Origin of the sequence: Exiguobacterium sp. SH5S4 (genome assembly GCF_004337045.1) — a bacterium.
Classification (GTDB): Bacteria; Bacillota; Bacilli; order Exiguobacteriales; family Exiguobacteriaceae; genus Exiguobacterium; species Exiguobacterium aurantiacum_A.
Map to the genome: position 1 here is coordinate 1 of NZ_SJUQ01000036.1, position 25807 is coordinate 25807.

The following is a 25807-nucleotide window of genomic DNA, read 5'->3' on the forward strand; positions in this document are numbered from 1 at the left end:
CCTACGGAAGTTCATCGCCGTGGGCATCGGGGGAAGTGCAAAGAAGGGGTCCGGCCACCGAAAATCGGTGACCGGACCCCTCTTTTTATTGAAAAGCTTTAAAACAGGCTAGTTATGTCCCAGCCCCGTTATATTTAGGGAAACAAATAAGGAAGTTGAGATAATATGAAAAACTACACACCCAGTTTTATGATATTGTCGAGCGCAGCCCTCGCCTTCGGACTTGGATTCAAGTCTATCTTCCCTTATGCGATGCTGATCGGCGCTGGCCTACATACGATTTTCCTACTGTGCGCTGCCTATTCGTTAGGCAAGTATCGGGCCAACACATCACAACTCGATTCGTAACGCCATGACACTTACTGTCACGGCGTTTTTTTATCACGTCACTGTTCTGTTGGCCGTGGCTTTCCTGACGTATAATTACTTATTCCGTCACCATGCGAACCGGGAACTGATCCGCGATGTCCCGTAAGCCTTTTAGAAAGCGCTCAACGTTCAACACGGACGTCTCAAACTCGAACCTCAACTCTTCCGTATCGTCCCCGAGCGGATGCTCCAGATGGCCTCGTACGCCCACCTCGTCTCCGTCGCCATCTCTTCTCGTCAACGTCAAACTGACGAACGGTTCCGTCGGCTCGAACTCGACTTCCTGCACGTCACCCGCTACGAACGACTCAAATACTGGTATGTAGTGCGCGACGAGCAAACTATCAAGCATGATGTCATCGAACGTGATGCGGTGGTCCGGCGTGTGAAGCCCGATCCAATTGCGGTGCCACGCTGCGTCATGGACGTTGTCGGCGTCAGGATAAGCGTACGCGTAGCTCTCAATCGTCACATCAATCGTTTCGTCGCGCGACATCAGTTTTGTGATCGCCATTACTTTTCTTCCTTCCGCAACGAATAGCCGTCAATCTCTAAGAGGCGCATCCGCTTCTGGTCGATTGCCGCATGGACGATGACGATCACCCCAGGATTCAGTTCCATCATCTTTTTGATTTTCGTCAAGTCGTCCCCTTTGATCTCGACCGGCAAGACGAACTCGCCTTCCTTCAAATGAATGAATTTGATCTTGCCTTGGTCATCATAGCCTGTCACTTCGTATGTCGCATATTCGCGTTTCATCAACATTTCCCCCTCTTTTGAGTCGAGCTCGATCCCCATCTCGCGAATCGCTCGTTCCCGCTTGATGCGGTCATCGCGCCGAAACACGCCTTTGATTCCGAAGACGAGCAAAAAACAAGATAAGAAGACAACGGCAACGTCCCGATACACCACACCGTACAACATCCCAAAGATGAACCCGTTGAGCGTCCACATGAAAAGCGCTGTCGTCCAACGGTCTTCGGCGCGTTCTTCGTCTGTTCGATAGTCCAACGCCATTGTCGCTCCTCCTCCCTACTTCATACGTTCCCCCCTTGAATAAGTTCCACACAAAAACAGCCAATCCCCGTAGCGGCAGGGATTGGCTGTTTTGTTGGTTACGCTTCGACGCTGTCGGCGTGACCTGCTTTATGCTGTTCGATGACGCCGGCGTACCATTTCGCACTATCTTTCCAGACGCGCTCTTGCGTCTCGAAGTCGATGTAGAGAATGCCGAAACGCTTCTCGTAACCGAAGCTCCATTCGAAGTTGTCCATGAGCGACCAGAGGTAATATCCGGCGATGTTCATGCCTTCGTCGTTCAAGTCAGATACGGCTGTGAGGTGCTTTTTGACGTAGTCGATGCGTTTATCGTCATGGACTTCGCCGTTCTCAAGCACGTCGTCATACGCTGCGCCGTTTTCTGTGATGATGATTGGAAGATCTGTGTACTCGTTACGTAAGCGACGGATCAGGTCTTTGAATTCGTTCGGGGCGATATCCCAGCCCATGCCCGTCTTGTCGTAATCGGAGTAAGCGGCGACTGTCATGAAGTCGTTCGCTGCGCTGAACTCGACGAGTCCGCGACTGTAGAAGTTGATGCCAAAGAAATCGCACTCTGTCGAGATTGTCTCCATGTCACCTGGTTTGATGAAGTCGTACGAGTGAACGTATTTCGAGAACAAGTTCATCATGTCGACCGGATACTGGCCTTTGAAGACCGGATCGAGGAACCAACGATTCGAGTACCCGTCCGAGTTGTTCTGAGCGAGTTTGTCGTTCGCCGAGTCCGTCTTCGCGTACACCGGTGATAAGTTGAGCGTGATGCCGATCGGTGTCGTCGACTTCATGTCGTTCTTGAGCAATTCAACTGCTTTACCGTGTGACAGCAACATGTGGTGCACGGCGCGGACCGCTTCGTTCATGTCACGATGTCCCGGTGCGTGAACACCGACATGGTAGCCGAGGAAGCCGGCACACCATGGTTCGTTGTGCGTGATCCATGAGTCGACGATGCCGTCGAGCTCATCGAAACACACTTTCGCGTACTCGAGGAACCAGTCGACCGAGTCGCGGTTCACCCAGCCGCCTGCTTCATGGGCCCACATCGGGAGGTCCCAATGGTAGAGCGTGACGGCTGGCTTGATGCCTTCTTCACGGAGACGCGTCGCAAGCGTCTTGTAGAATTCCATACCGGCCGGGTTGAACTCACCTTTGGCCGGGAAGATGCGTGGCCAGGCAATCGAGAAGCGATATGTGTCAACGCCGAGCTTTTTGATGTGCTGAATGTCTTCTTCATAACGATGGTAGTGGTCGCAAGCGACGTCACCGTTATGCTTTTCGAACACACGTCCGTCAATGTCACAGAACATGTCCCAGATCGACGGCGTACGCCCGTCTTCGTTGTGGGCGCCTTCGATTTGATAAGACGAAGTTGCCGTTCCGAAGACGAAGTCTTTGTTAAACTGCATAGTCAATTCCTCTTTTCTGTCTAGTTATTCTTTGACCGCACCAGCCGAGATACTGCTGACGATGTATTTCGACAAGAACAAGAAGGCGATCATGATCGGCACGACTGAAATCGCGATACCGAGGTAAAGGGCGCCGAGGTTTTCGGCGACTTGCGAACCTTTCAAGAAGCCCATGAGTACCGGCAACGTGTATTTCTCTGGTGAGAACAAGAGCACGAGCGGCATCAAGTAGTTGTTCCACGAGCCGATGAACGTGAAGATCGACATCGTCGCAACAGCTGGCATCATCATCGGAAGCGCGATCGTATGGAAGATGCGAAGCTCACTCGCTCCATCGATCCGCGCTGCTTCGATCATACTGACGTGCAGCGTCGCTTGCGTGTACTGGCGGATGAAGAAGACGACGAACGGACTCGCGATCGACGGTATGATGAGCGGGATGAACGAATCGAGAATCCCGAGCGTCTTGCTGATCTCGTAGAAACCGATGAGTCCGAGTTGTCCCGGGACCATCATCATGACGAGCATGAAGATGAAGAGTACGTTTTTCCCTTTGAAGTCGTAGAATGCAAATCCGAACGCAGTCATGGCTGAGAAGTAACCCGAGAGTAACGTCACGAGTACCGCAACAATCAAACTGTTTTTAAACCCGGTCCAAATGTTGATGTAGTCGCTCAAGATCGCATAGTTATCGAGTAGTGATGTCCCTGGGATGAGCGAGAAACCGGTCATGATTTCTCCGTTCGTCCGTGTCGCGTTGACGAGCATCATGAGGAACGGGATGAAACAGATAATCGTCAAGATGACCAAGCCTGTATAGATCAAGCCACGGCTAAACCGTTTCTTTTTGTCCTTGTTTTTTGGCGGCTCTACGCGGAGAGGTTTCTCCTCGCGCGGCGGCTGTACTTCGCTGTCGGCGAGCATACGCCGTGATTCTGCATTTTGTTCCATTGGTTATGCTCCCTTCTGCGCAGCGCGCTCTTTACGGAACATGCCTTTGAAGACGACCGCCGAGAAGACGAGCGTGATCAAGAACAAGCCGTAAGCAACCGCTGATGCATAGCCGTAGTTGTTATACTTGAATGCTTGGTTGTACAAGTAAAGCACCATCGTGTTCAGTGATCCATCTGGCGCACCGACTCCATCCGTCAACAAGAGCGGAAGGTCGAACAGTTGCAGGCCACCGATGAGCGATGTGATCATGATATACAAGAGAATCGGTTTAAGCAGTGGCACCGTGACGTTCGTGAACATCTGCCAACGGTTCGCGCCATCGATATGAGCAGCTTCGAAGAAATCTTGCGAAATCCCCGACACACCGGCCATGACGATGATGAACGAGTGACCGAACCACATCCATGTCAAAATGAGTGAGACGGACAGTTGTGCCGTCACCGGTTGCGATAACCAATTGATTGGGTCTGAGATGATGCCGAGTTTCAAGAGCATCATGTTGAGTGATCCGTGCTGCCAGTCAAGCAAGATTCCAAACAAGAGTGCGACCGAACTGATCGTGATCAAGTTAGGAAGATAGAAGAATGAACGGAAGAACGCGAGGCCCTTCAATTTCAAACGAAGATCTGAGAACAAGAGCGCGAGAGCCAGTGCGAGACCGATTTGCAAGGCAAAGTTTATTCCCCAAATCTTAATCGTATTGACGAACGCCTCGATGAAGTATGTGTCTGTCAACAAACGCGCGTAGTTCGCGAAACCGACGACCTCTTCACCCGGGCTGCCGGTATAGTTGGTGAAACTGTAGTACAGGGTCAAGAAGACCGGATAGATACTGAATGTCAAAAAGACGACCCAAAATGGGGCAATAAAGGCATAGCCGTAACGGTCTAGTTTTTTCACGTCGTGTTACTCCTTCCATAGCAACCCTTAAGGGGGGAAATCCCCCCACGGGTTAGCTTGCTTCAGTCAACTGTAATGTCTGGGTAAGCGTTCTTCGCTTGTTTTTTGAACTCTGCGATTGCTTCGTCTTTCGACTTCTTGCCTTCAACGTATTGGAGGACAGACGCGCCGTAGAGTGTGTCGAGCTGCTGGTCGTATTTCGTTACGATCCCTGGTGTGATTTTATCAGCTTGGTCGAGGAAGAACTCATAGTTGTTCTGTCCGCCGAGGAACTCGTCGCTGAAATCGTCTTTGATCTTATCTGTGACCGGTTTGTAAGAAAGAACGTCACCAGTCTCTTCAGCCCAACCTGTCAAGAACTCTTCGTCTTGCGTCATGAGTTTAACGAAGTCGTATGCTGCTTCTTTGTTTTTCGATCCTTCGTAAACTCCGAGCCATGTGCCGCCCCAGAAGTACGGGCTTGGACCGTTCGTGACTGCCCAGTCACCGGCTGTATCTTTCGCGCTGTCTTTCAAGACGCTGTGGAGACCCCATGTTGGGAGGACGTACGAGAAGACTTGTGTTTCGACTTCTTTGCCGCCTTCTTTAACTTTGATTGGTTTAGACATACCTTCGAACCAAGATGGTGACCATTCTGGAGCGAGTGCCGTGTATTGTTTCTCACGAAGCTCTTTCGCGTAGTCCATGTAGTCGATCTTGTCTTGTGTCAAGACGAGTTCGTTCTTGTCGTTTACCCATGCTTCAGGGTTTGCGCCTTGTGAGAACCAACGGATTGCGCCTTCATCTGGGAACATACGATAGCCTTTTTGTTTCATCTTCTCAGCAACTTCGAAGACGCCGTCCATCGAGCTCATCATGTTTCCGATTTCAGTCGGATCATCCGTACCGAGCACTTCTTTCGCTAGGCTACGTTTGTAGTAGACACCACCTGGAGTCGTTTGCCATGAAAGGGCGCGCACGTTGCCTTCTTGATCTTTCCCAAGGTCAAAGACGTATGGGATGTAGTCGTCCGCGATTTCATTGACGTTGTATGGCTCGTCTGAAAGGTTTTCCCAGTATCCTGCGTCAACCCATTGCTTAAGGAACGCGATTTCCCCAGTGAATACGTCCGGTGCCCCAACGCCGCTTTCAAGTGCTGGCTTGAGTTTTGTCGGATAGTCAGCGATTGGAACGATTGTCAATTCTACTTTGACGCCGTTGCGCTCTTCGTACGTTTTGATTGGTTCTTTGAGCTCATCTGTGAACGACCAAACTTTTAGAACGTCGTCTTTAGAAGCTGTTTCAGAACCTGAAGTTTCTTCGTCGTTTGAGCACGCGCCCAAGACGCCGACTGATAGTGCTCCGATTGAAAGTAAGCTGACTAATTTTTTACGCATGTGTGAACCCATCCTTTTAATGTTTTTTAGAAAGCGTTTGCAAGAAGAGGTAATAATTTGTCGAAAGCGCTTTCGGTAATGTCGAAATAAAATATCGAAAGCGATTTCGATTTTTTGAGAATGACTTTCGAAATCGCGCTCTTCCCTCTATCCGGTTAAAGGGGAGAGAGCGACTTCGAAATATCATCGGGACTACTCTACTTTTTGACCGGTGCGCATGACAAGCGTTCGATCAATTTGACCGGAATGACGCGACGTTCTGTGAGTCGTTCTTTAGCGGTCATCTGTTCAATCAACAACTCGGCCGCTGCTTCGCCGATCTCGTCCGTATCTTGACGAATCGTCGTCAGCTTCGGCGTGATGTACTTGATCATGTCGATGTCATCGTAACCGATGATCGAGATGTCTTCCGGTACCCGGAGACCGTGCTCATGGACGGCTTCAATCGCACCAATCGCCATCTGGTCACCCGCGACGAATACTGCGGTCGGAGGGGTTTCGAGCTGGAGAAGCTTCTCCATCGCTTGTTTACCTTCTTCGACTGAAAAGAATCCGGCGTTGATCAAATAACCTGGTTCAATTGGAAGATCGAGTGCCTGCATGGCGAGCTCGTACCCTTTGATTCGGGTCGCACCGGCGTCAATCGTTCTGTCACCGGCGATATGTGCGATCTTGCGATGACCGAGCTCGTACAAGTGGTTCACGGCTAGACGTGCACCCGCGATATTGTCCGAATAGACGACGCTACAATCCGCGCTGTCCATATCGACGACGACGATCGGGATGTCGCTTTGCATGAGTTCTTGAACTTGCTCATCCATCCGGTCCGAGCAGATGACGACGATGCCGTCAACGGCGCGGTGTTTGAAGTGTTCGAGATAACTCATGTCACGGTTGCGGAGGTTCCTTGAGGCAAACATCAAATCGTAGCCTTGTTCCTCTGTCGCGTGACGGAAACTCTCAATGATTCCGTTGAAGAACGGGTGTTTCATCCCGACTTCGTTCGCTTCCGAGAACATGACTCCGATCGCCCACGACTTCTTCGTCGATAACGACTGGGCGTGCGCGTTCGGCAGATAGTCCATCTCGGCGGCAGCTTTTAAAATTTTGGCTCTCGTCTTTTCGTTTACGTCCTTGTAGTTGTTCAACGCTTTAGAGACGGTCGTGATCGAAAAGCCGGTTTTCTTTGCTAAATCATAGATCGTACCCATGTCAGTCTCCTCTTCCCGAAAGCGCTTTCGGTAACTTGATTGTAGCGCATGAATTTGTAGGAATCAATTCTTTTTCGTGGAATATTTTGAGATTTATTTTTGTGACGTCTTTCTTCTATATAACAGCAACAAGAAAGTTTTTGTCGTCAATGTGTCCGTGTATACAACCAGACAAGATTCGTAAATTTTTGTACCTCGGTCTCGCCGGTCACACCTTTGAACAAACGTTGGAACGGCTTGAGCAATTGCTCGATGACAATTTTCCGAAGCCGCTCTTGATGCAGTTCATACGTGATCGCCTCAAATAAATCCCCTTGTTCTTCCGTCATCAGCACATGCTTTTGGATCCGCTCTGCCATTTTGAGCAACTCTTCTTTCGTGACCAAGTTTTTATCCGTCGTCCCCCGCATTTGATCGACCGTGACCGGGTTCAAAATATGTTCGCCCGTCTCGACCATCCGTGCCGCCATCAGCTCGACGTACGCATACAGGTTGCGAACGAGCTGTTGGATCGAGTAGGCCGTGTTGGTGATGCGAAGTGTGAATAGCACGTGTTGCAACATCCCGTTGAATAGAATCGTCAATTCGATCGAATACGGACGAATCGCTTCGCCGATAATTTCCGTCAGGCGCATGGCGAGCCACTCGATCTCATAGACGCGGTGCTGCAAGACGAGTTTCTTCAGTTCGGGTTCGTTCGCCGACATGATCGACTCGAACAAGGCGTACAGATTACGTTCCTCATTTAACTGAATGAGAATCGAGATCTGCTCAATGAATACGTCTTTATCGCGCTTGTCCCGCCCCATCTGCATCTCAATGCGACGCTGGCCGGCGTCATAGCGCAAGTTCTCAAGGATGTTGGCGACACAGTCCGTTTTCGAGGCGAAATAATTATAAAACGTCCCTTTCGAGATGTTGGCTCGCTCGATGATTTCTTGGACCGACGTCTGCTGTACCCCATTCTCGATGAACAACGTCATGGCGACGTCCGCGACTTTTCGTTTCTTATCTTTCATATACTGATTACTCCGTTCTGTTTGATTTGTATCCTAAGTATAGCATTTTAAACTCACGGTACAAAATTGTTGATTTATTTGTACAACGGGTATAAAATCATGTCATTGACACTTACTAGTATATAACTATTTATAAAATAAAGGAGCAGTCCAGATGAAACCAGAATTCCAAAAGAAACCGCCGTATCTCATGCTCGCGGTCTTGTTCGTCGGGGCATTCATCGCCTTCTTGAACAACTCATTACTTAACGTCGCGCTCCCATCGATCATGGTCGATTTGGACATCGCCGACTACTCGACCGTCCAATGGCTTGCGACCGGCTTTATGCTCGTGACAGGTGTCCTCGTCCCGGCATCGGCCTACTTGATCACCCGCTTTTCGAACCGAGCGCTCTTCATTACGTCAATGGCAATCTTCACTCTCGGGACAGCGATTGCCGCCTTCTCTCCGACGTTTGGCTGGTTACTCAGTGGCCGGATGATTCAAGCAGTCGGAGCTTCGACGATGGGACCACTCTTGATGAACGTCATGCTCGTCAGCTTCCCGCGTGAGAAACGTGGAACGGCGATGGGCATCTTCGGACTCGTCATGATCACGGCACCAGCGATCGGTCCAACACTGTCAGGCTATATCGTCGAGTATTATAACTGGCGTGTCTTGTTTGAGATGATTCTCCCGCTCGCTATCATTGGACTCGGACTCGCGATTTGGAAAGCTGAGAACGTCATGGTGCAAAACAAAGACCAATCGCTCGACTACTTGTCACTCGTCTTGTCGACACTCGGCTTCGGCGGTATTTTGTACGGCGTCAGTTCGGCCAGTTCGGACGGTTGGGATAACCCGATCGTCTTGACGACGATGATCGTCGGCCTCGTCGCACTTATCGCGTTCGTCGTCCGCCAGCTCAACATGGAAAAACCGCTCCTCGACTTACGGGCGTATAAATATCCGATGTTCGCCCTCGCGTCGATCATCGCGATGGTTAACGCGGTCGCCATGTTCTCAGGGATGATCTTGACGCCGGCCTACGTTCAAAGCGTCCGCGGCATCTCACCGCTCGACTCAGGACTGATGCTGTTGCCAGGTGCCATCATCATGGGGATCATGTCACCAATCACGGGGAAACTGTTCGATAAGTTCGGGCCGAAGCTCCTCTCGATCACCGGTCTCACGATCACGGCGATCTCGACGTATATGCTCGCCAACGTCCAGCTCGACTCGACGTATACGTATATCGTTACGACGTACACGCTTCGTATGTTCGGGATGTCGATGGTGATGATGCCTATTTTAACAAACGGTCTCAACCAATTGCCGACGAGCCTGAACCCGCACGGTACGGCCATCAACAACACGGCTCAACAAGTATCCGGCGCGATCGGGACGGCTGTCTTGGTGACGATTATGAACTCGGTGACGCGGACCGAAGCCGAGTCACTTATGACCGGCGTCGACCCGTCGACACTGACCGAGAGCGCAATGGGTGTGATGACGCAGCAAGCGCTACTGTCAGGGATTCAAGTATCGTTTTATGTTGCGTTAGTCATGAACATTTTGGCGCTCATCTTGGCGTTCTTTGTGAAACGGGTCGATGTTCGAAAACTCGATTTCAAGGAAGAAGAGCAAGAGCTCAAAAAAGCGAATTAAGTTATACGAAAAGCCGCCCTGTTCTCACAGGACGGCTTTCTTTGCGTGCTATTTCACTCGCTTCACCGTCACATACTCTTTCAACAAAAAGTTGATGCGATCGACTTCATACGGCTCAACTTCTTTTCCTAACTCAATCATTTCTTCATGTTGCGGATGGTTCGGATCATTTAAAATCTCTTGCAGGTGTATGTTTCCAGCCATGCCACCGATGTCCTCGAACGGCGTCTCGCCCTCCCACTCCGTCACCAACGGATGCGGGTGCGGATAATCGGCGATGACTTTCTCCAGAGTCAGTTCATGTTGCCAATCGTCCCCATAGTCGTACGTGTAGTAGAGTGTTTGATGGGACTCGATGATACTCGGGAGCTTCACGTTTTTCATGTCCCGGACCGTTACTTGCTTGAACCGTTCCAATAGGTTCGTTTCAAATTCGCTCAGCTTTGACTGAGCCTTTAAATACGCGAGACGATCTTTGTGTTCATACACTTCTTCAGGATTTAACACGAAGCGGAACGTCGGGTTACGTAAATCGTCCTCGAATTTTGCCAAATGTGAATCTTCCCACCACATGACGAGTTGAATCGCGTCATGAAGCCGTTTGAAATTCGTCTCGGCCGGGATGATGAACCGGCGCCATACAGGGGTCGGACTCCCCAGCAATTTAATCTGGAATTGATATGCTGTAAACATGTGGTACCGCCTCTCTAAATCGATTGTTCTCGAACATCTGCCCGTCTAGGTTGCTCCGGGTCAAGCAACCGAATTTGTTGCTCATAATACCACTGCACCACATACTGACCTGCGACTGCAACTATAAAAAATAAGCCGAGGAGTGGGCGACCTAATAGAACCATGACAAATAAAATCAAGCTGGGTAACATCATGAACAAAAATGTCCACATATACTGACGACTAATCAATCGCTTGACGTTCGCCTCAGGCGCCATACTCCGCGCAAACTGACTCTCCTTATAATGGAGCCATCCCGTCACAACGATAGACAAGATAACCCCAATTCCGAGCCCGATATAAAACTGTCCGATTTGATATGCGAGTATAAACGTCAAAACGAGTAATAGAGCGAGACTAATTTGAGAACGATTTCGTTTCTGTTGATGCCGTTTTAGCGCTATGGCACGTGCTTGTTTATCCATTCCCCTCACCTCAATTCTAATCTACGACACAAATTTGGATTATGTTCCCTTTTTAGCTAAAATTAATGATTGCGACTCTGAATAATATGGTATTATCTGTATAGTTTATTCAATCGAATCGGAGGATGTCTTGATGAAAAAAGTGCTCGCGTTTGGCTTAGCTATGATCTTGATTTTAACTTCATGCTTCACCTTCGAAACAGCGGTCGAGGCCGCGCCAAAGAAAGAGAATCGTGCTATTATGGGAGCATCGACTTTAACTCCTCAACAGATGGCAGACTACGTGAAAGCGAAAAATCCTAGAACCGTCCGCCTTCATGGCGTGACAGTCGAAGAGCTCGCCAAACTGTTCGTCATCATCGGCGCAAAAGAAGGCGTCCGCGGGGACGTCGCCTTTGCCCAAGCATTGAAAGAGACAGGTTACTTCCGCTACGGCGGGGACGTCCTCCCGAAGCAGCACAATTACTCAGGGATCGGCACAGTCGGTAACGGGGTCAAAGGGCATTTCTTCCGCTCACCGCACCAAGGCGTAACAGCACAGATTCAACATTTGAAAGCATATGCTTCTAAAGAAGCGTTAAACTCGACCCGCGTCGACCCGCGCTTCCATTATGTGAAACGAGGCTCTGCGACGACTTGGCCGGCCTTGCATCGTAAATGGGCGATGCAACCGTCGGGCAATTATGGGACGGACATCCTCTCGATCTATCGGGAGATGGGACGGACCCAAATCCGGGTCGCCAAAAAATGAACGAATGATCATGACTTATAGGGGTGAACGATAGTGACTTGCAATCAAGTACGGTTATTCAGCGGACTCACGCTTCTCGTAACGGGCGTCGTCTTGCTACTTAAACGCTAACAAGCATTCAGAGCATCTGCTCGGATGCTTTTTTTTATTCATGTAGTAAAATGAAGCGACGAGATCGCATGCCGGCTTGACCGTCGATAAGGAGGAACATCACATGTCAACTTGGGATCAACGTTTTGATACGGATGAGTATGTCTATGGAGAAGAACCAAATGAGTTCGTGAAGCAACAAGCGCACTTGTTCAAAAAAGGAATGACCGTTCTCGCAATCGCCGAGGGAGAAGGCAGAAATGCCGTTTGGCTCGCGGAGCAAGGACTCCACGTCGAAATGTGGGACTATTCGCAAGTCGGGTTAGACAAAGCCACACGTTTGGCCGAACGTCGCGGCGTGACGCTGCAAACCCGTCTCGTCGATTTGGCTGAAGCGAACTGGCCTGAACAGGCTTACGATGTCGTTTTATGTATATACGGTCATTTCCCGAAAGAAGTGAAAGCGGCTGTCTTTACCGGGATTGAACGCGCATTGAAGCCAGGAGGCTACTTCGTGACAGAAGTGTATAGTGAAGAGCAACTCGCTTATGGGACGGGCGGACCAAAAGAAAAGGCGCTCTTATACACAACGCATGATTTCTCCAGTTTCACCGACTCACTCAACACGTGCCACTTGTTTGAAGGTGTTGTGGAACGACACGAGGGAAAACTTCATCAAGGTACATCCGCGATCATTCAATACATCGGTCAAAAATGCACAAACGCCGAATCTAGCGAAAGCTGATTCGGTGTTTGTGTCTATCGACAACTGTTTACATACGAAGCGTAAAGCGCGCCCGAAAACAAATACGCCCTGCTTCCGGTGAATACACCGTAAGCGTCCCCTCATGAAGCAACATGATTTGACGTGCGATCGATAACCCGAGCCCGTCGCCTGGTGTCTCACCTCGTGATGCATCGACACGGTACGTCCGGTCGAACAATTGATCCATCGCATCGATTGTCTGTTGTGCCGTCCCGTTACAGAGTTGCCATTCAACCACTGTTTCCTGTTGCACGAGTGTCAGTTCAATCGGGTTTTCATCCGTCGCATATTTTAACGCATTCGACATCAAATTCTGAAAGACACGGATAAGTTGCTCTTGGTCAGCTTCCACATAAACATCCGGTTGAACGTTCACAGTTAAACGGTGTCCCTTTTCAGCAAACAACGGTTGTAGTTCGTGAACCAATTGGCTTGTCAACAAGCTGATATTCAAGCGATGTTTCGATAACGTCACTTGTGAGGAATACAATCGATTCACATCCATCAGTTGATCGAGAAGGTGTTCGAGCTGTGCCGTTTTTTCATGTAATACGTTGAAGTGACTTTGCTCTTGATCTGTCCATTCCCGTTCAGTGTGTAGCAGCTGGACATAACCGCGAACGCTTGTCAGCGGGGTGCGCAAATCATGGGACAAGTTGGAGAACAGTTGGTTCCGTTCTTCCTCATGCGCCCGCTCTTTCTCGAACAATTGATGCAACTGCCTCGACATTTGGTTGACGCTCTCTGCAAGCGTAGCGAGTTCATCTCGTCCCGTCACTTCAACGGTTCGTCCAAGATCTACGTTTGCGATTTGTTCAATCTCATTTGATAAATCCGTGATTTTTTGCAGCGTCTTTCGCATCATTAATGAAAAGCCAATCACAAAAATGATAATTGTAATAAATGTCACGCTTAAGAAAGCAAGATTATAAATCAACGGATCAGGCGTGGTCTCGTTCTGAATATAATACAAGCTAATCGAGTAGCCCATGATTAAAAATACGATTGTGGCGATAAGTGCGTTGATTAATATAATTCCGATTAATTTAACGAGTAACCGGTCCCATTGTCGTTTTTTCATAGGCGGTATCCCACGCCCCATACCGTTTTAATGTACGAAGGTTTCCGCGGCGTCTCTTCAATCTTCTCACGAATTTTCGTGATATGGACCATGACCGTATTGTCGACCTCGAACGCATCTTCGCCCCAAACCGCCTCATAAATCTGTTCGACCGTCATCACTTGATTCGGATGACGCATGAAGTAGGCGAGGATATCAAATTCTTTCGGTGTCAGCCGAATCGAAGTGTCCCCTTTCGTGCATTGTCTTGTTTGAATATCGAGTGTGACGTCATCAAAGATGAGTACACCGGACTGGGCCGACTGGTCAGCACCGTAGTCCCGGTAGCGTCGAAGTAGCGACTTCGCGCGAAGTGTCACCTCGAGCGGATTGAACGGCTTCTTCATATAATCGTCTGCGCCAATCGAGATGCCTTGCATCAAATCCAAATCACTTGTCTTTGCTGTCAGCATGAGGATTGGCATGAACTGCGTCTTGCGAATTTCAATACAGGCCTCGATGCCGTCCATGACGGGCATCATCCAATCAAGGATGAGTAAATCGATGGCTTCGTGTGCGACGACGTCGAGCACTTCTTGACCCGTCTTTGCAAATCGCAAGGCGTATCCTTCGTTTTTTAAATAAATGGCGAGCAACTCGCGGATTGCCTCATCGTCATCGGCAATCAGAATTGTCGGTTGTGGACGCATTCTCTTCCCCCTCACATCGTGCAATACGTGTTGACAGACGAACTTGGAATTCATCTTTTTAAACTAGCGTAGCATCTTTTACATTTCGCATACACTTTCGCCTGTGAAACGGCAAAAACATGCAGACTCACGTTTTAGTTATTACCTATATGAAGTGTATCGAGCGCATCACAACGCATTCTGTCGAACTTCTTAACATTTCTTAAGACTCCGCTAAACACTTCTTACGCTTATCGCTCCATACTAGACGTTAGAAGGAGTGACTCGATTGGAAACAATACTTACACAATACGTGGTGCTCGCAATCGGCATCATGTTTACCCCGTTGTCCGATGACGTCTTGATGGTCACCCATTTGACGATTACAGCCGTGATGACAGTTCCCGAATGGATCGTGTTCATATCCACTTGGATGGTCTTCACGTTTGCCTTTAGTTGGTTTTATTTGATTGGCCGCGGATTGAATCGATTCATCCCAACTTCAAAACGTGATTCACGTTATTTAAAACGAGCCGAGGCGCTGTATGCACGATACGGAGCACGCGTCATTCTTGTCTCCTATTTTATTCCCGGTTTGCGCCACCCGATTCACTATGTCGCCGGATTCACCTCGTTGTCGTTTCGAACGTATACGTTTTATAACGTCTTATCTGCGCTTGGCTATACCGGTGCGTGGTTCACCGTGATTAAGTTAGCTGAACGCGTCCCAATTTTTCATCAAGCGAAAGATTGGGTCATGTCCCTTTAACGGCCGCCACTCACTTCATACATTCAGATTCCAAACGTATCCAAACGGGTATGTATACGGAGAAGAATTGAATGCCAACGGTTTATATGTTGAATGTGCAAAATTGCATCTTCCCCTCCTCGTCAAGGCAGGGAATCTGTCCACCGACGGCAAAGTACTTAAGAGCTGAATGTATGCAAAATAGATGTTGGAAGGAAGGCGACACGGTATATGAACAACGTGAACAAGTCTGTAATTGTGATCGGGGGAGGACTTGGCGGCTTGTCAGCGGCCATTTCTCTCGCCCAACAAGGGTATGAGGTTTCCTTATATGAAAAGAATGGCCATATCGGTGGGAAAGTGAATCGGCTCGAGCAAAACGGGTTCGGCTTCGACCTCGGTCCGTCGATTTTAACGATGCCGTACATCTTCGAAAAATTGTTCGCGGCAAGCGGCAAGCGGATGGCGGACTACGTGCCGATCAAACGCCTCGACCTCGAGTGGCGCTCGTTCTTCCCGGATGGCACGGTATTAGATTTATATCGCGACCTCGACGTGATGGAGCGCGCCAATCCGACGCTGTCACATAAAGACATGGAAGAGTATCGGGCACTATTGGACTATGCCGAGCGCATCTACCATACGACCGAGAAGAGTTACTTGAAGGAAGGGTTTGAATCGCCGCTAGAAGCTGTTGCGAAAACCGGCCTGTTTTCGACGTTGTTCGGATTTGACTTAACGTCGACGATGTACGACGGGATCTCGAAACGGATCAGCAACCCGCATTTACGGACGATGCTCTCCTACTACGTCAAATACGTCGGTTCGTCTCCTTACAGCGCCCCGGCCGTGCTCAACATGATGATTTATATGCAGTACGCGCAAGGCTGCTGGTACGTCGAAGGCGGTACGCACAAATTGGCCGAAGGATTGACGAAACTCGCCGAGGAGACCGGCGTCCAAATCCATACGGGGCAAGGTGTCGTCCGTGCCCATACAATCAACGAGAAGATCACCGCCATCGAACTCGAGGACGGCCGACTCCGGTCAGCCGATTACTTCGTCTCCAACATGGAAGTCATCCCGTTCTATCAAAAGATGGTCGATGCGGATGAAGACTATGTCGACAAGCTCGTGAAAAAGTATGAACCGGCGAGTTCTGGCTTCGTGATTCATCTTGGCGTCAAAAAAGAGTATCCGGCCTTAGGCCACCACAACTTCTTCTTCTCCGAGAACTTGCACGAACAGATGGATAAGATCTTCGAGAAACACGAGCTACCGGACGACCCGACCATCTATTTGGTGAACGTCAATAAGACCGACCCGACACAAGCGCCGGCAGGACACGAGAACATTAAAATCCTGCCGCACATCCCGTACATCCAAGACGAACCGTTCACACCAGAAGAGTATGCGGCGTTTGAGGAACGTGTCCTCGATAAGCTCGAACGCATGGGCTTGGACGGGTTACGAGACAATACGGTGACGCGCGACGTCTGGACGCCTCATGACATCGAACGCACGTATGGATCGGACCGGGGCGCGATTTACGGCACCGTCGCAGATAAAAAACGGAACGGCGGCTTCAAGCATAAGAAGCAAAGCGAGCTGTACAATAACCTGTATTTCGTCGGCGGCACCGTGAACCCTGGCGGTGGCATGCCGATGGTGACACTGAGCGGTCAGCAAGTGAGCGACAAGATCGCGAAGCGTGACGGTGTTAAAAACTGATCATAAAAAGGATTCGAGCCCACGCTCGAATCCTTTTTTAGTGCCCGCGATACTTCCCGAGCGCCCGCATATTCAATAAATAAAGCACACCTGCGTAAACGATCAAACCGAGCACATACCCCCAGATCCCGGCGAAACCGCTCCCGTACACCATCACTTCTTTGATCGCCGTCGCCCCGTAGAAGATCGGCATGGCGTAGCTCAAATTGCCGAGCCCATACGGAATCAAGTCGAGCGGGATCAGTCCTGAGAAGAACACTTGCGGGATGATCGTGAACGGGATCATTTGGACGACTTGGAGCTCCGAGCGGGCGAACACCGAGATCGTCGCCCCGAACAAGACGGCCGTCCCGGCCATGAGCAGCATGACGAACATGACCCACCCGATGTTCCCGAGCGACGTCAGCCCGAGCACGTAAATCGTGTAGAGCACGATGAGGACGGACTGCATGACCGCGAAGACGCCATAGCCGAGCGTGTACCCTAAGATGACTTGCCCGCGTCTGATCGGTGTCATGAGCAGCCGTTCGAGCGTGCCCCCGCTCCGCTCTTTGACGAGTGCCATCGCCGACAGGATGAAGACGAAGAAGAATGAGAACAGTGACAAGAACACGTAGCCGAACGAATCGAACGTCGACTGTCCTTCTTCTCCGTATACGTAATTCATCTCGATGTCGGCCGCAGGATTGAGCGCCGACAACGCCGCTTGGATCTCACGCACCGCTTTCGACGATTTCGTCGACGGTTCGCGCAACGTGATCACGGTACCCGCTTGTCCCGCTTCGAAGACGGCATCGACGTCTTTATTGTCTTCCAAGTAAGCAACCGGCTCCTCGACCGTATCGAGTCGCACGTCGAGCGTCTCGGCTTCAAACGCGTCGATAAGCTGCTGCTGGGCGGCCTCATCAAGCACGATGACCGGCACGTAATCCGAGTCGCCGAGCAAGAAGTAGACGAGCGTGAGGATGAGGAGCGGGGCGATCAAAATCAAGGCGACGCTCCGCTTGTCGTTCAACGTCTGAAAGATGACCCGTTTTGCCAAGTTACGCATCGTGCTTCGCCTCCTCTCGTCCGGCAATGAGGAACAGTTCCTCGACGCGTCCGTTCTCGGTCTGCTCGAGCAAGCGCGTCACCGTGTCATAGGCAATCAAGCGCCCGTTGTAGATGAGCGCGGCCCGGTCGCATTCGAGCACCTCGTCCATGACGTGGGTCGAGACGATGATCGTCGTCCCACCGGCTCGAATCGTTTGAAACTGCTCCCAAATCTGCCGGCGCAAAATCGGGTCGATCCCGACCGTCGGCTCGTCTAAAAACAAGACGTCCGGTTGATGGAGGATGGCGATGGCGAGCGACAGCCGTTTCTTCATCCCGCCCGAATAGTTACGGACGAGCTTTCTCCGGTCGGCCGACAAGTCGACGAGGGCGAGCACGTCGTCGATGCGCTGTTTGAGCGCCGCCTTGCCGAGCTTATAGATCGAGCCGAAAAACTCGAGGTTCGCCTCACCCGACAAATCGTCGTACAGTCCATCGTTTTGCGGCATGAACCCGATCTTATGAAGCATGTTCATGTTCGGCATCACCGTCTCGCCGACTCGAATCGATCCTTTGTCTGCCGCCAATGCGCCGATCATCAAACGGATGAGCGTCGTCTTCCCTGACCCAGACGGTCCTAAGAGACAACAAATGTCTCCCGAGTTGATCGTGAAGCCGATATGATCGATGGCCAGTTGGTCACCGAACGATTTACTGACGTCGTTCAGTTGAATATTCATATTGGACTCCCTCCCGATGTCTGCCTCGTGTACACTGGACTAAAAGACACCGTGTTGGTTTATACGTTCAGTATAGTCCGCGCTCGAACGGCCAACAATCATCAATCTCGGTCACAGTGTCGTTTTTCCGACAGACGGCGACAATGTGTTGGATAAAGGAGAAAAAATATGGAACAGACAGACTTACGGGTCGTCCGGACGAAGCAGTTGATCAAACAGGCGTTGCTCGAATTGATTGAAGAACAAGGATTTGAAGCGGTCACGGTGAAGGCACTCACCGAACGCGCCGGCATCAACCGGGGTACGTTTTATAGCCACTATGTGGATAAGTACGATCTCATGGAGAAATCGATTGAAGCGATCTTTCATGAGGCCGAAACAAAGCTCATCAAAAATTTGCCGAACGTCTTTGGCAATCAGCAAGGCTCCGCTCCCCATCAGTTACTCGTCCCGTTCATCCGGTTCATCGAGCAAAATAAGATTTTGATGAAACCGCTCCTCGGTCCGAACGGCGATCCGCAGTTCCAGACGAGACTCCGCGCCTACATGTACACGGCGCTGTTCCACCGTTCCCCGACCGTATTGTTCGACGAGACGCAGTCGCTCGTCCCGCCCGATTATTTAGTCTCCTATATCTCGTCGGCCCATATGGGCGTCATTTATGAGTGGCTCTATAATGACCGAACTGAAACGGTAGAAGACATCGCACGCATCATTTATACGATCACGTTTGAAGGACCGCTCGTCGCGGGCGGGTTGAAGCCGGACAGACAAAAAGACAGGTAGCAGCTACCTGTCTTTTTGATCGGGAAGCGTCACACGCACCGTCGTCCCTGACTTCAATTCGCTCGTGACGTCTATATGACCACCGTGCAACGTGACGATTTTTTGAACGATCGCCATACCGAGTCCTGACCCGCCTTGATGTCTCGAAGGGTCGGCCTGATAGAATCGCTCGTACATACGGCTCACTTGTTCCGGGGTCATGCCCTCCCCGTCATCCGTGATCTCGCAAACAATCGATTCCGCCGTTTGCATGAGCTTGATGCGGATCGTGCCGCCGTCATAAGAGTGGGTCATCGCATTTTGGATCAGGTTGATCCACACTTGGTGCAGCAGTCCGGCATCACCGACCATCTCGACTTCATCAAGCTCAGCGATCAGGTTCAACCGTTTGCGACTCGACTCTCGTTCAAACGATAAGATACTTTCCCGCATCTGTTCACTGAGCGAGAAGCGGCTGACGTCTAATCCGACGACCGAGTGATCCAACTTGGCAAGGCGCAGCAAGTCACGTGACAACCGCGACAGCCGCTTGCCTTCCTGTTCGATCATTGTCGCATAGTTGACTCGTTTTTCCGTCGGTACGTCAGCCCGTTTCAATAGCGTCGCGTAGCCGAGGATCGAGGCGACCGGCGTCTTGAATTCATGCGCCATGATCGCCGTCAATTCCTCGTTTTTAGACTCGTTCGTCGCCAACGTCTCGGTCATCTGATTGAACTGACTCGCCAACTTGCCGATCTCATCGTCCCCGCCGTCATGTACCCGTACCGTCAAATCACCAGAAGCGACTTTACTTGCCGCCTCGGTCACCCGGTCGATCCGTCTCGTCATGAGCCGGACCGCGAACAAGACAAGCACGCTCGAGACGAGCGCCGTGAGCAACAACGTCTGAAACGATAGATCGCGGAAAATCGTGACCGGGTTCTCGTCCGCGTTCGGGGACAACGTCACGACAGTCCGATCGATTAAAAGCGTGACGGCAGGCAATCGCTCGTCGCTTACGGTCAGCACGTCGCCTCGTTCAAGACGCGCGCGCTCCGCGACCGACCAACTTGCGGCCGCGTAGCGGTCCGTCTCGACAATAAGCGTCCGTTCGGAAAACAAGTCGATGACCTCATCGGCTCCTAATTCATAACGCTCAGAAGCCGTCAGCATGCTCTCGGCCCGTTCAACGAGCATCGTCTCGACTTGCGACGTCAACGCATTCATTTGGAACGTCAAGAAGAGCGTCAGCGTCAGTAAGATCGGGATGAGCAACAGCCCGAAGAAGATGGTCAGGAAACGTCCGTAAATCGAGCTGAAGAAGGACTTCATGACTTCAACTCCAAGCGGTACCCAAGTCCCCAGACGGTACTGATTTGAAATGCGTCGACATGCTTCAAGCGGCTCCGGAGACGGTTAACATGGACATCGATTGTACGGACGTCACTTTCCGTTTCATAGCCCCATATGCGATCGAGCAACTGTTGTCGCGTGAACACTTGATTGAGATGCGTCGCCAAATGATACAACAACTCAAACTCTTTCTTCGGCACCTCGATTGTCTCGACCGGGGTGATCACCGTCAGTGATGTTTCGTCTAACACGCAATCGTGCAGTTGAATCTGGTGGTCTCGATATATATTGGCTCGTCGTAGCATCGCCTCGATGCGGAGCTCGAGTTCTTCTAGATCGACCGGCTTGACGAGATAGTCGTCGGCCCCGGCCCGGAATCCTTTCTTCTTATCAGGCAACGTCTCGAGCGCGGTCAACATTAAGATTGGGAGCGTGTAACCGGCGTCCCGCAGTTGCTCGGTCAACGCTCGACCATCGAGACGCGGCATCATAATGTCGGTCACGATGACGTCGATCGGTTGCTGATCGAGCAGATCGAGCGCCTCCTCTCCGTCAACGGCCCACAGCACGCGGTAGCCCGCTGTCGTCAAATATTCAAACAGAAGACCTCCGAGTGCCGGATCATCTTCGACAAGCAATAGCGTGACCATACGAGATTCCTTCTTTCTTTATGCGTTTCGTAACGCTTCAATCGGCTGCAAGGCGGACGCCTTACGGGCCGGGATATATCCAAAGATGACACCGATCACGACTGAAAACCCGAGTGCCAAGCCGACGGTCGAACTAGCCAACGTGAACGGGACACCCATGACGACGGTCAAACCGAAGGCAAGGAGTGCGCCGACCACTACACCGACCAACCCACCGAGGACGGACAAGAGCACCGATTCAAACAAGAACTGTTGGCGAATTTTCGCCGGTGTCGCGCCTAACGCTTTTCGTAAGCCGATCTCACTCGTCCGCTCCGTCACCGAGACGAGCATCATGTTCATGATGCCGATACCGCCAACGAGCAGCGAGATGGACGCGATGCCGATGAGCAGCATGCTGAGCAAGGCGTTGATTTGGTCGATGGACGCGAGGGCGTCTTCAAAGCTCGTGACGGTAAACGCGTCCCGACCGTTAAATGCGGTCGTCAACTGCTGCGTCAATTCTTCACTTACTGTCTCAGATTGTCCTGATTCCGTGTACAGGTCAAACGTCGAAATCGTATTCACATGAAACTGGTGAAGCGCGGTCGTCACCGGAATGACGATCGTCTCGTCCGTCGACATCGAAAACTCTGAAGACGGGGCGAGCGTGCCGACGACGGTGTAACGGATCCCGCCGATCGTGATCGTCTCACCGATTGGCGACGTGGTCGGGAACGATTCCTTCACGACCGTATCACCGATTACGGCGACGCGTGTCCGCTCCGAGACGTCCACTGGCGTGATGCCTCGCCCGGAAGCGAGTGTCGAATCTGAGAAGAACGCGTCACTCTTCCCAAGGACGCTCTGTTCGGTCGTTTGACCGCCCAAATAGACGTCCGCTTGATGACTTGTCGTCGGTGATAACGACTCGACACCGTCAATCGCTTCGAGACGTTCCACTTCGGTTACGCTGATGCCATTCTTCGTCGCATCTTCGATTTGGACACTCATTCGGTCCGCCCCGAACGTCGCGACTTCTTCATTGATCGAGGACGTGACACCTGAGATGACCGTCATGAGTGTGATGATGGACGCCGTCCCGATGACAATTCCAAGAATCGTCAAGAAAGAGCGCATCTTATGACTGATCACCGTCAGCCAAGCCATACGTATATTTTCTCGAATCATCGTCGTTCCTCCTTCTCGATACGGCCATCCCGAACGTAGACGATGCGCGTCGCTTCTTTGGCGATGTCGAGGTCATGTGTGATCATGATGATCGTCTTCCCTTCCGCATGCAATTCATGAAACAAGTTCAGAATTTGACGTCCGTTCGTCTGATCGAGCGCCCCGGTCGGCTCATCGGCGAGCAGTAGAGACGGATTTGTCACGAGCGCCCGCGCGATGGCGACACGTTGTTGTTGCCCACCCGACAGTTGATTCGGGTAATGGTTCTGTTTATCGCCGAGCCCGACACGCGTCAACATCTGGTGCGTCCGGTCTTTTCGTTCCGACTTCGACAGCCGTTGATAGATGAGCGGTAACTCGACGTTTTCGCTTGCCGTCAATCGCGGCAGTAAGTTGAACTGTTGAAAGATGAACCCGATCTGCTGATTGCGGAACGCCGACAATTCGGTCTCGGATAACCCGGTCACGTCACGGTCGCCAAAGCTGTAGCGACCGCTCGTGTATCCGTCCAGACAACCGAGAATGTTCATGAGCGTTGATTTTCCCGAACCAGACGGCCCGAGGATGGCGACGAACTCGCCGTCGTGAACCGTCAAATCGATCCCGTTCAACACGATTTGTTCGTTTCCACCCGCCCCGTACGCTTTCGTCAAATCGGTGACTTCAATGAGTGCGCTCATTGTCCTCCTCCGATCTGTGGTGGCATGATACCCCCAGCCGTTGCCTCATCCATTAAGAGGACGCTATCTTCGTCTAATCCGTCTTTAATCTCAACGCGGCTGCCGTCGCTGATGCCGAGCTCGACTTGCCGTTTCACCGGACCATCCGTGCCCTCGACGTACACGTAGGCGTCGCCTTCTTCAAACGTGATGCTGTCGAGTGATAGCGTCTCTGCTTCTTCGACACGTTCGACGACAATCGAGCCTTCGAGCGTCATCCCGTTTCGTAATCCGTCCGTTTCAGGCAACGTGACGTTCATCGCATAACGTGCTGACGAGCCCGGAGTCGTCAATGCTTCCGCTTCATCCGCAATCGATTCGACCGTTCCTTCGAGTTCAGTGTCCAATGCGTTCGCATAGATCGTCAGCGCATCACCTTCCTCGACTTTCCCTAAATCCCGCTCGTCGATCAACAGTCGTCCGGTCGCATCTTCTCCGACAGTCGTCACCTGACCGGCAAACGTATAGACGTTCTCAATCGTCTCCGTCGCCACTTGCTCTGACTTATATTCGACCGATTGCGGCATCAAGAAAATGCCTGCTCCTAACGCGATGGCCAGGGCACCGCCACCTAATCCCCACTTCAGTTTTTTGTTCATCTGTCAATTCCTCCTTTTGGTTGTACCTCAAGGATAAACAGAAGTTATAAACAAAGTATGAACGGATAAATTTACAAATAATTGAAACTATCATGCTAGTAAATGCGTATATCGAATTAATCCATATCAACCTCGGAGGTATATATGCATCAAATCACGAGTTATTTCTTTCTGTACGCAAAAATCGTCCTTACGGATAAAGTTCCATTTCTTTTAACGATGGGACTCCCGCTCGGTGTCGCCCTCCTGTACAGTCCACCAAATATCGGTACGATGACGTCTGCCGAATACGCCACGTATTTGTCGTACTTTTGGGTGTACATCATCTTGGCGACTTATTTGAACGGGATTGCGCTCGAACTCGCACGAATGCGCGAATACGGTCTCATGAAGACGTACGTCATGATCTCCGGCAACAAATATACATACATGTTGGCCATCTTATTGGCCCAGCTCTTGTTTGCCGCAATCAGTCTCCTACTGTTCACAGTTGTCGTCACGCTCGTCCACGGTCATTTCACTTTCGGTTTGCTCGCGAGCCCAATACTGCTATTACTCGCCAGCTTCCCGTTCGCGCTCGGGAGTGTCGTCTTGACGCTTCTGCCGGTGAAAGTATCGAGCTTGATGAAATTTGCGAACATTCTCACCTATCCGCTGTTCCTTTTAGCCGTCAAACAGCCAGATGTCTGGTTCGGTTATGCCAATCCGTTTTATGCCCTACTTCAACTGTCGCTCGCCGTCGTTCATGGTGTCACGCAAGTCGACGTCTCGTTTAACCTGATTACGACAATTCTCTCTCTTGTCGGTTACGTCATCGTCGGCCTGTTCGCGATGAATCGCTTCAACCTCGTCTCATCCGTCACACGCTAGGAGGAAATGATGAACATTCAAAACTTGACCTACTCTTATCCGAAAGCAACACGTCCCGTGCTCGACGACGTCTCATTCACGCTACATCCGAGTAAACTGAACGTCTTGATTGGCCTGAACGGGGCCGGGAAGACGACGTTGTTTGATTATATGACAAGGACGCTCCCAGTCGACCGGGCCTCGCTACAGCTCGTACCATCGTCTGACATGCTGTATTTAACGCAACAGATTTTGTATCACAACGAATTAACAGGAAAAGATCTCACGTACTTCATCGGACGGCTCACAAAGCGGCCTGACTTCAAGCGACTAGCGACTTATGTCAACGGACTCACGACCGCCCGGGAACAAGAGCTGTTCGAGCATTTGTGGAAGATGAAGCTCGGCAAAATGTCGGTCGGAGAACGCAAGTGGCTATTCGTGACATTGCTCGCCTCGGTCAAACGATCGCTCTACTTGTTCGACGAACCGACGAGCGGCGTCGATCCGGCGTCACGCATCAACATCATGCGTCATTTACAGCGACTCGTAAAAGACGGTCGGACGTGCCTCATCTCGACGCACCAACTGCATGACTTATCCCAGCTGGAGTCCCATGTCATCTTCCTCCATGAAGGTCGTGTCCTGTATGAAGGAGATTTCCGAGACTGGTTGCGCGCGTCCGGGACGACCGACCCCGACGAGGCGTTCGTGAAGATGGTCGAAGGCATTCAAGATGATGTGGCGGTGACAACGTGAATGACTCGTTTTGGGAAAGACACCGCTTCAAGTTTTATACAGCTGGTATGGTCATCTGTGGCTGTTTAGTCGGTATGTTTTCATAAGAAAACCCAGCCTCTGACGAATGAACTGCTCCCCGTCAAGTAGACAGGGCAAATAATGAAAACCAGCCTAGGCGGCTTGAGACCTGTATTCGACAGGGCTCAAGCCGTTTAGTCGTTTCTGGAAACGATCGTGGTTGTAGAACGATAT

General features: G+C 51.0%; 29 protein-coding genes. 9 read left to right on the forward strand and 20 right to left on the reverse strand.

The window, feature by feature from the left end:
- Positions 1–165 precede the first annotated feature (165 nt).
- Complete coding sequence (locus tag EVJ32_RS14640) at positions 166–348, forward strand: hypothetical protein (RefSeq protein ID WP_131458933.1); 183 nt, start codon at positions 166–168, stop codon at positions 346–348.
- A 79-nt stretch (positions 349–427) separates the two neighbouring features.
- Here the strand turns inward: EVJ32_RS14640 and EVJ32_RS14645 are convergent, their stop codons facing one another.
- The 8 genes from EVJ32_RS14645 to EVJ32_RS14680 all read right to left on the reverse strand — a co-directional run bounded on the left by EVJ32_RS14645 (position 428) and on the right by EVJ32_RS14680 (position 8297).
- Positions 428–883, reverse strand: coding sequence for a WapI family immunity protein (locus tag EVJ32_RS14645; protein ID WP_131458935.1), 456 nt, complete (start codon positions 881–883; stop codon positions 428–430).
- Entirely contained in the window at positions 883–1386 is a 504-nt protein-coding gene (locus tag EVJ32_RS14650; RefSeq protein ID WP_070329082.1) for a hypothetical protein, read from the reverse strand. The genes EVJ32_RS14645 and EVJ32_RS14650 overlap by 1 nt, the downstream gene beginning before the upstream one ends.
- Positions 1387–1484: 98 nt before the next feature.
- Positions 1485–2837, reverse strand: coding sequence for a GH1 family beta-glucosidase (locus EVJ32_RS14655; RefSeq protein ID WP_131458937.1), 1353 nt, complete (start codon positions 2835–2837; stop codon positions 1485–1487).
- Positions 2838–2861: 24 nt separating this feature from the next.
- Complete coding sequence (locus tag EVJ32_RS14660; RefSeq protein ID WP_201739061.1) at positions 2862–3788, reverse strand: carbohydrate ABC transporter permease; 927 nt, start codon at positions 3786–3788, stop codon at positions 2862–2864.
- Between the two features lie 3 nt (positions 3789–3791).
- Positions 3792–4691 carry a carbohydrate ABC transporter permease gene (locus EVJ32_RS14665; protein WP_131458938.1) on the reverse strand — a complete coding sequence of 300 codons (900 nt, stop codon included), beginning with the start codon at positions 4689–4691 and terminating at the stop codon, positions 3792–3794.
- A gap of 62 nt (positions 4692–4753) precedes the next feature.
- A complete protein-coding gene (locus EVJ32_RS14670; protein ID WP_236634147.1) occupies positions 4754–6067 on the reverse strand; it encodes an ABC transporter substrate-binding protein in 1314 nt (437 codons plus the stop codon).
- 197 nt (positions 6068–6264) lie between these two features.
- Positions 6265–7278: a LacI family DNA-binding transcriptional regulator gene (locus EVJ32_RS14675; RefSeq protein ID WP_131458942.1), complete on the reverse strand. Its 1014-nt coding sequence runs from the start codon at positions 7276–7278 to the stop codon at positions 6265–6267.
- A gap of 146 nt (positions 7279–7424) precedes the next feature.
- On the reverse strand, positions 7425–8297 hold the full coding sequence (locus tag EVJ32_RS14680) for a TetR/AcrR family transcriptional regulator (RefSeq protein ID WP_070329078.1): 873 nt from the start codon (positions 8295–8297) through the stop codon (positions 7425–7427).
- Positions 8298–8451: 154 nt separating this feature from the next.
- Here EVJ32_RS14680 and EVJ32_RS14685 point away from each other — a divergent pair, with 154 nt between their 5' ends.
- Complete coding sequence (locus EVJ32_RS14685; protein WP_131458944.1) at positions 8452–9945, forward strand: MDR family MFS transporter; 1494 nt, start codon at positions 8452–8454, stop codon at positions 9943–9945.
- A gap of 48 nt (positions 9946–9993) precedes the next feature.
- On the opposite strand, the gene EVJ32_RS14690 is transcribed toward EVJ32_RS14685, so the two are convergent.
- Together EVJ32_RS14690 and EVJ32_RS14695 are read right to left on the reverse strand one after the other, a co-directional pair.
- Positions 9994–10638: a plasmid pRiA4b ORF-3 family protein gene (locus EVJ32_RS14690; RefSeq protein ID WP_131458946.1), complete on the reverse strand. Its 645-nt coding sequence runs from the start codon at positions 10636–10638 to the stop codon at positions 9994–9996.
- Between the two features lie 14 nt (positions 10639–10652).
- Positions 10653–11102, reverse strand: a complete 450-nt coding sequence (locus EVJ32_RS14695) for a hypothetical protein (RefSeq protein WP_131458947.1) — start codon at positions 11100–11102, stop codon at positions 10653–10655.
- 133 nt (positions 11103–11235) lie between these two features.
- Between EVJ32_RS14695 and EVJ32_RS14700 the strand changes: the two genes are divergently transcribed.
- Both EVJ32_RS14700 and EVJ32_RS14705 read left to right on the forward strand, forming a co-directional pair.
- Positions 11236–11853: a glucosaminidase domain-containing protein gene (locus tag EVJ32_RS14700; RefSeq protein ID WP_131458949.1), complete on the forward strand. Its 618-nt coding sequence runs from the start codon at positions 11236–11238 to the stop codon at positions 11851–11853.
- 214 nt (positions 11854–12067) lie between these two features.
- Positions 12068–12688 carry an SAM-dependent methyltransferase gene (locus EVJ32_RS14705; protein WP_131458950.1) on the forward strand — a complete coding sequence of 207 codons (621 nt, stop codon included), beginning with the start codon at positions 12068–12070 and terminating at the stop codon, positions 12686–12688.
- Between the two features lie 28 nt (positions 12689–12716).
- Here the strand turns inward: EVJ32_RS14705 and EVJ32_RS14710 are convergent, their stop codons facing one another.
- Complete coding sequence (locus EVJ32_RS14710; protein WP_161568806.1) at positions 12717–13790, reverse strand: HAMP domain-containing sensor histidine kinase; 1074 nt, start codon at positions 13788–13790, stop codon at positions 12717–12719.
- Positions 13787–14479, reverse strand: coding sequence for a response regulator transcription factor (locus tag EVJ32_RS14715; protein WP_131458953.1), 693 nt, complete (start codon positions 14477–14479; stop codon positions 13787–13789). Before EVJ32_RS14715 ends, EVJ32_RS14710 begins: the two co-directional genes overlap by 4 nt.
- Positions 14480–14747: 268 nt before the next feature.
- On the opposite strand from EVJ32_RS14715, the gene EVJ32_RS14720 reads away from it, so the two are divergent.
- Together EVJ32_RS14720 and EVJ32_RS14725 are read left to right on the forward strand one after the other, a co-directional pair.
- Positions 14748–15227, forward strand: coding sequence for a DedA family protein (locus tag EVJ32_RS14720; RefSeq protein WP_131458954.1), 480 nt, complete (start codon positions 14748–14750; stop codon positions 15225–15227).
- A gap of 210 nt (positions 15228–15437) precedes the next feature.
- On the forward strand, positions 15438–16937 hold the full coding sequence (locus tag EVJ32_RS14725; RefSeq protein WP_131458955.1) for a phytoene desaturase family protein: 1500 nt from the start codon (positions 15438–15440) through the stop codon (positions 16935–16937).
- A gap of 37 nt (positions 16938–16974) precedes the next feature.
- Here EVJ32_RS14725 and EVJ32_RS14730 read toward each other — a convergent pair whose 3' ends face one another.
- Both EVJ32_RS14730 and EVJ32_RS14735 read right to left on the reverse strand, forming a co-directional pair.
- Complete coding sequence (locus EVJ32_RS14730; protein WP_131458957.1) at positions 16975–17988, reverse strand: ABC transporter permease; 1014 nt, start codon at positions 17986–17988, stop codon at positions 16975–16977.
- Positions 17981–18709: an ABC transporter ATP-binding protein gene (locus tag EVJ32_RS14735; protein WP_131458958.1), complete on the reverse strand. Its 729-nt coding sequence runs from the start codon at positions 18707–18709 to the stop codon at positions 17981–17983. The genes EVJ32_RS14730 and EVJ32_RS14735 overlap by 8 nt, the downstream gene beginning before the upstream one ends.
- A gap of 168 nt (positions 18710–18877) precedes the next feature.
- Here EVJ32_RS14735 and EVJ32_RS14740 point away from each other — a divergent pair, with 168 nt between their 5' ends.
- Positions 18878–19495: a TetR/AcrR family transcriptional regulator gene (locus EVJ32_RS14740; RefSeq protein WP_131458959.1), complete on the forward strand. Its 618-nt coding sequence runs from the start codon at positions 18878–18880 to the stop codon at positions 19493–19495.
- A 3-nt stretch (positions 19496–19498) separates the two neighbouring features.
- On the opposite strand, the gene EVJ32_RS14745 is transcribed toward EVJ32_RS14740, so the two are convergent.
- Genes EVJ32_RS14745 through EVJ32_RS14765 form a run of 5 tightly spaced genes read right to left on the reverse strand, consistent with a single transcriptional unit; the run spans position 19499 to position 23965 of the window.
- Positions 19499–20806, reverse strand: coding sequence for a HAMP domain-containing sensor histidine kinase (locus tag EVJ32_RS14745; RefSeq protein ID WP_131458960.1), 1308 nt, complete (start codon positions 20804–20806; stop codon positions 19499–19501).
- Positions 20803–21477 (reverse strand): response regulator transcription factor, encoded by a 675-nt coding sequence (locus tag EVJ32_RS14750; protein ID WP_070329061.1) that lies wholly within the window; start codon positions 21475–21477, stop codon positions 20803–20805. Before EVJ32_RS14750 ends, EVJ32_RS14745 begins: the two co-directional genes overlap by 4 nt.
- Before the next feature lie 18 nt (positions 21478–21495).
- Positions 21496–22647: an ABC transporter permease gene (locus EVJ32_RS14755; protein WP_236639526.1), complete on the reverse strand. Its 1152-nt coding sequence runs from the start codon at positions 22645–22647 to the stop codon at positions 21496–21498.
- Positions 22644–23327: an ABC transporter ATP-binding protein gene (locus tag EVJ32_RS14760; RefSeq protein WP_131458961.1), complete on the reverse strand. Its 684-nt coding sequence runs from the start codon at positions 23325–23327 to the stop codon at positions 22644–22646. The genes EVJ32_RS14755 and EVJ32_RS14760 overlap by 4 nt, the downstream gene beginning before the upstream one ends.
- Positions 23324–23965, reverse strand: a complete 642-nt coding sequence (locus tag EVJ32_RS14765; protein ID WP_071398966.1) for an efflux RND transporter periplasmic adaptor subunit — start codon at positions 23963–23965, stop codon at positions 23324–23326. Before EVJ32_RS14765 ends, EVJ32_RS14760 begins: the two co-directional genes overlap by 4 nt.
- Before the next feature lie 144 nt (positions 23966–24109).
- Here EVJ32_RS14765 and EVJ32_RS14770 point away from each other — a divergent pair, with 144 nt between their 5' ends.
- The gene (locus tag EVJ32_RS14770) at positions 24110–24835 is read left to right on the forward strand and encodes a hypothetical protein (protein ID WP_070329057.1); all 726 of its coding nucleotides are present in this window, start codon (positions 24110–24112) and stop codon (positions 24833–24835) included.
- A gap of 9 nt (positions 24836–24844) precedes the next feature.
- Positions 24845–25573, forward strand: a complete 729-nt coding sequence (locus EVJ32_RS14775) for an ATP-binding cassette domain-containing protein (RefSeq protein WP_131458963.1) — start codon at positions 24845–24847, stop codon at positions 25571–25573.
- 153 nt (positions 25574–25726) lie between these two features.
- On the opposite strand, the gene EVJ32_RS16545 is transcribed toward EVJ32_RS14775, so the two are convergent.
- Positions 25727–25807, reverse strand: an 81-nt coding sequence (locus tag EVJ32_RS16545) for an IS3 family transposase (protein WP_131436690.1), incomplete at its 5' end; no start/stop codon positions are given.

What these genes read in the sequence shown, in the direction of transcription:
- EVJ32_RS14640 (WP_131458933.1), top strand. Translation starts at nt 166, where the DNA reads ATGAAAAACTACACACCCAGTTTTATGATATTGTCGAGCGCAGCCCTC.
- EVJ32_RS14645 (WP_131458935.1), bottom strand. Translation starts at nt 883, where the DNA reads ATGGCGATCACAAAACTGATGTCGCGCGACGAAACGATTGATGTGACG.
- EVJ32_RS14650 (WP_070329082.1), bottom strand. Translation starts at nt 1,386, where the DNA reads ATGGCGTTGGACTATCGAACAGACGAAGAACGCGCCGAAGACCGTTGG.
- EVJ32_RS14655 (WP_131458937.1), bottom strand. Translation starts at nt 2,837, where the DNA reads ATGCAGTTTAACAAAGACTTCGTCTTCGGAACGGCAACTTCGTCTTAT.
- EVJ32_RS14660 (WP_201739061.1), bottom strand. Translation starts at nt 3,788, where the DNA reads ATGGAACAAAATGCAGAATCACGGCGTATGCTCGCCGACAGCGAAGTA.
- EVJ32_RS14670 (WP_236634147.1), bottom strand. Translation starts at nt 6,067, where the DNA reads ATGCGTAAAAAATTAGTCAGCTTACTTTCAATCGGAGCACTATCAGTC.
- EVJ32_RS14675 (WP_131458942.1), bottom strand. Translation starts at nt 7,278, where the DNA reads ATGGGTACGATCTATGATTTAGCAAAGAAAACCGGCTTTTCGATCACG.
- EVJ32_RS14680 (WP_070329078.1), bottom strand. Translation starts at nt 8,297, where the DNA reads ATGAAAGATAAGAAACGAAAAGTCGCGGACGTCGCCATGACGTTGTTC.
- EVJ32_RS14685 (WP_131458944.1), top strand. Translation starts at nt 8,452, where the DNA reads ATGAAACCAGAATTCCAAAAGAAACCGCCGTATCTCATGCTCGCGGTC.
- EVJ32_RS14690 (WP_131458946.1), bottom strand. Translation starts at nt 10,638, where the DNA reads ATGTTTACAGCATATCAATTCCAGATTAAATTGCTGGGGAGTCCGACC.
- EVJ32_RS14695 (WP_131458947.1), bottom strand. Translation starts at nt 11,102, where the DNA reads ATGGATAAACAAGCACGTGCCATAGCGCTAAAACGGCATCAACAGAAA.
- EVJ32_RS14700 (WP_131458949.1), top strand. Translation starts at nt 11,236, where the DNA reads ATGAAAAAAGTGCTCGCGTTTGGCTTAGCTATGATCTTGATTTTAACT.
- EVJ32_RS14705 (WP_131458950.1), top strand. Translation starts at nt 12,068, where the DNA reads ATGTCAACTTGGGATCAACGTTTTGATACGGATGAGTATGTCTATGGA.
- EVJ32_RS14710 (WP_161568806.1), bottom strand. Translation starts at nt 13,790, where the DNA reads ATGAAAAAACGACAATGGGACCGGTTACTCGTTAAATTAATCGGAATT.
- EVJ32_RS14715 (WP_131458953.1), bottom strand. Translation starts at nt 14,479, where the DNA reads ATGCGTCCACAACCGACAATTCTGATTGCCGATGACGATGAGGCAATC.
- EVJ32_RS14725 (WP_131458955.1), top strand. Translation starts at nt 15,438, where the DNA reads ATGAACAACGTGAACAAGTCTGTAATTGTGATCGGGGGAGGACTTGGC.
- EVJ32_RS14730 (WP_131458957.1), bottom strand. Translation starts at nt 17,988, where the DNA reads ATGCGTAACTTGGCAAAACGGGTCATCTTTCAGACGTTGAACGACAAG.
- EVJ32_RS14735 (WP_131458958.1), bottom strand. Translation starts at nt 18,709, where the DNA reads ATGAATATTCAACTGAACGACGTCAGTAAATCGTTCGGTGACCAACTG.
- EVJ32_RS14740 (WP_131458959.1), top strand. Translation starts at nt 18,878, where the DNA reads ATGGAACAGACAGACTTACGGGTCGTCCGGACGAAGCAGTTGATCAAA.
- EVJ32_RS14745 (WP_131458960.1), bottom strand. Translation starts at nt 20,806, where the DNA reads ATGAAGTCCTTCTTCAGCTCGATTTACGGACGTTTCCTGACCATCTTC.
- EVJ32_RS14750 (WP_070329061.1), bottom strand. Translation starts at nt 21,477, where the DNA reads ATGGTCACGCTATTGCTTGTCGAAGATGATCCGGCACTCGGAGGTCTT.
- EVJ32_RS14755 (WP_236639526.1), bottom strand. Translation starts at nt 22,647, where the DNA reads ATGATTCGAGAAAATATACGTATGGCTTGGCTGACGGTGATCAGTCAT.
- EVJ32_RS14760 (WP_131458961.1), bottom strand. Translation starts at nt 23,327, where the DNA reads ATGAGCGCACTCATTGAAGTCACCGATTTGACGAAAGCGTACGGGGCG.
- EVJ32_RS14765 (WP_071398966.1), bottom strand. Translation starts at nt 23,965, where the DNA reads ATGAACAAAAAACTGAAGTGGGGATTAGGTGGCGGTGCCCTGGCCATC.
- EVJ32_RS14770 (WP_070329057.1), top strand. Translation starts at nt 24,110, where the DNA reads ATGCATCAAATCACGAGTTATTTCTTTCTGTACGCAAAAATCGTCCTT.
- EVJ32_RS14775 (WP_131458963.1), top strand. Translation starts at nt 24,845, where the DNA reads ATGAACATTCAAAACTTGACCTACTCTTATCCGAAAGCAACACGTCCC.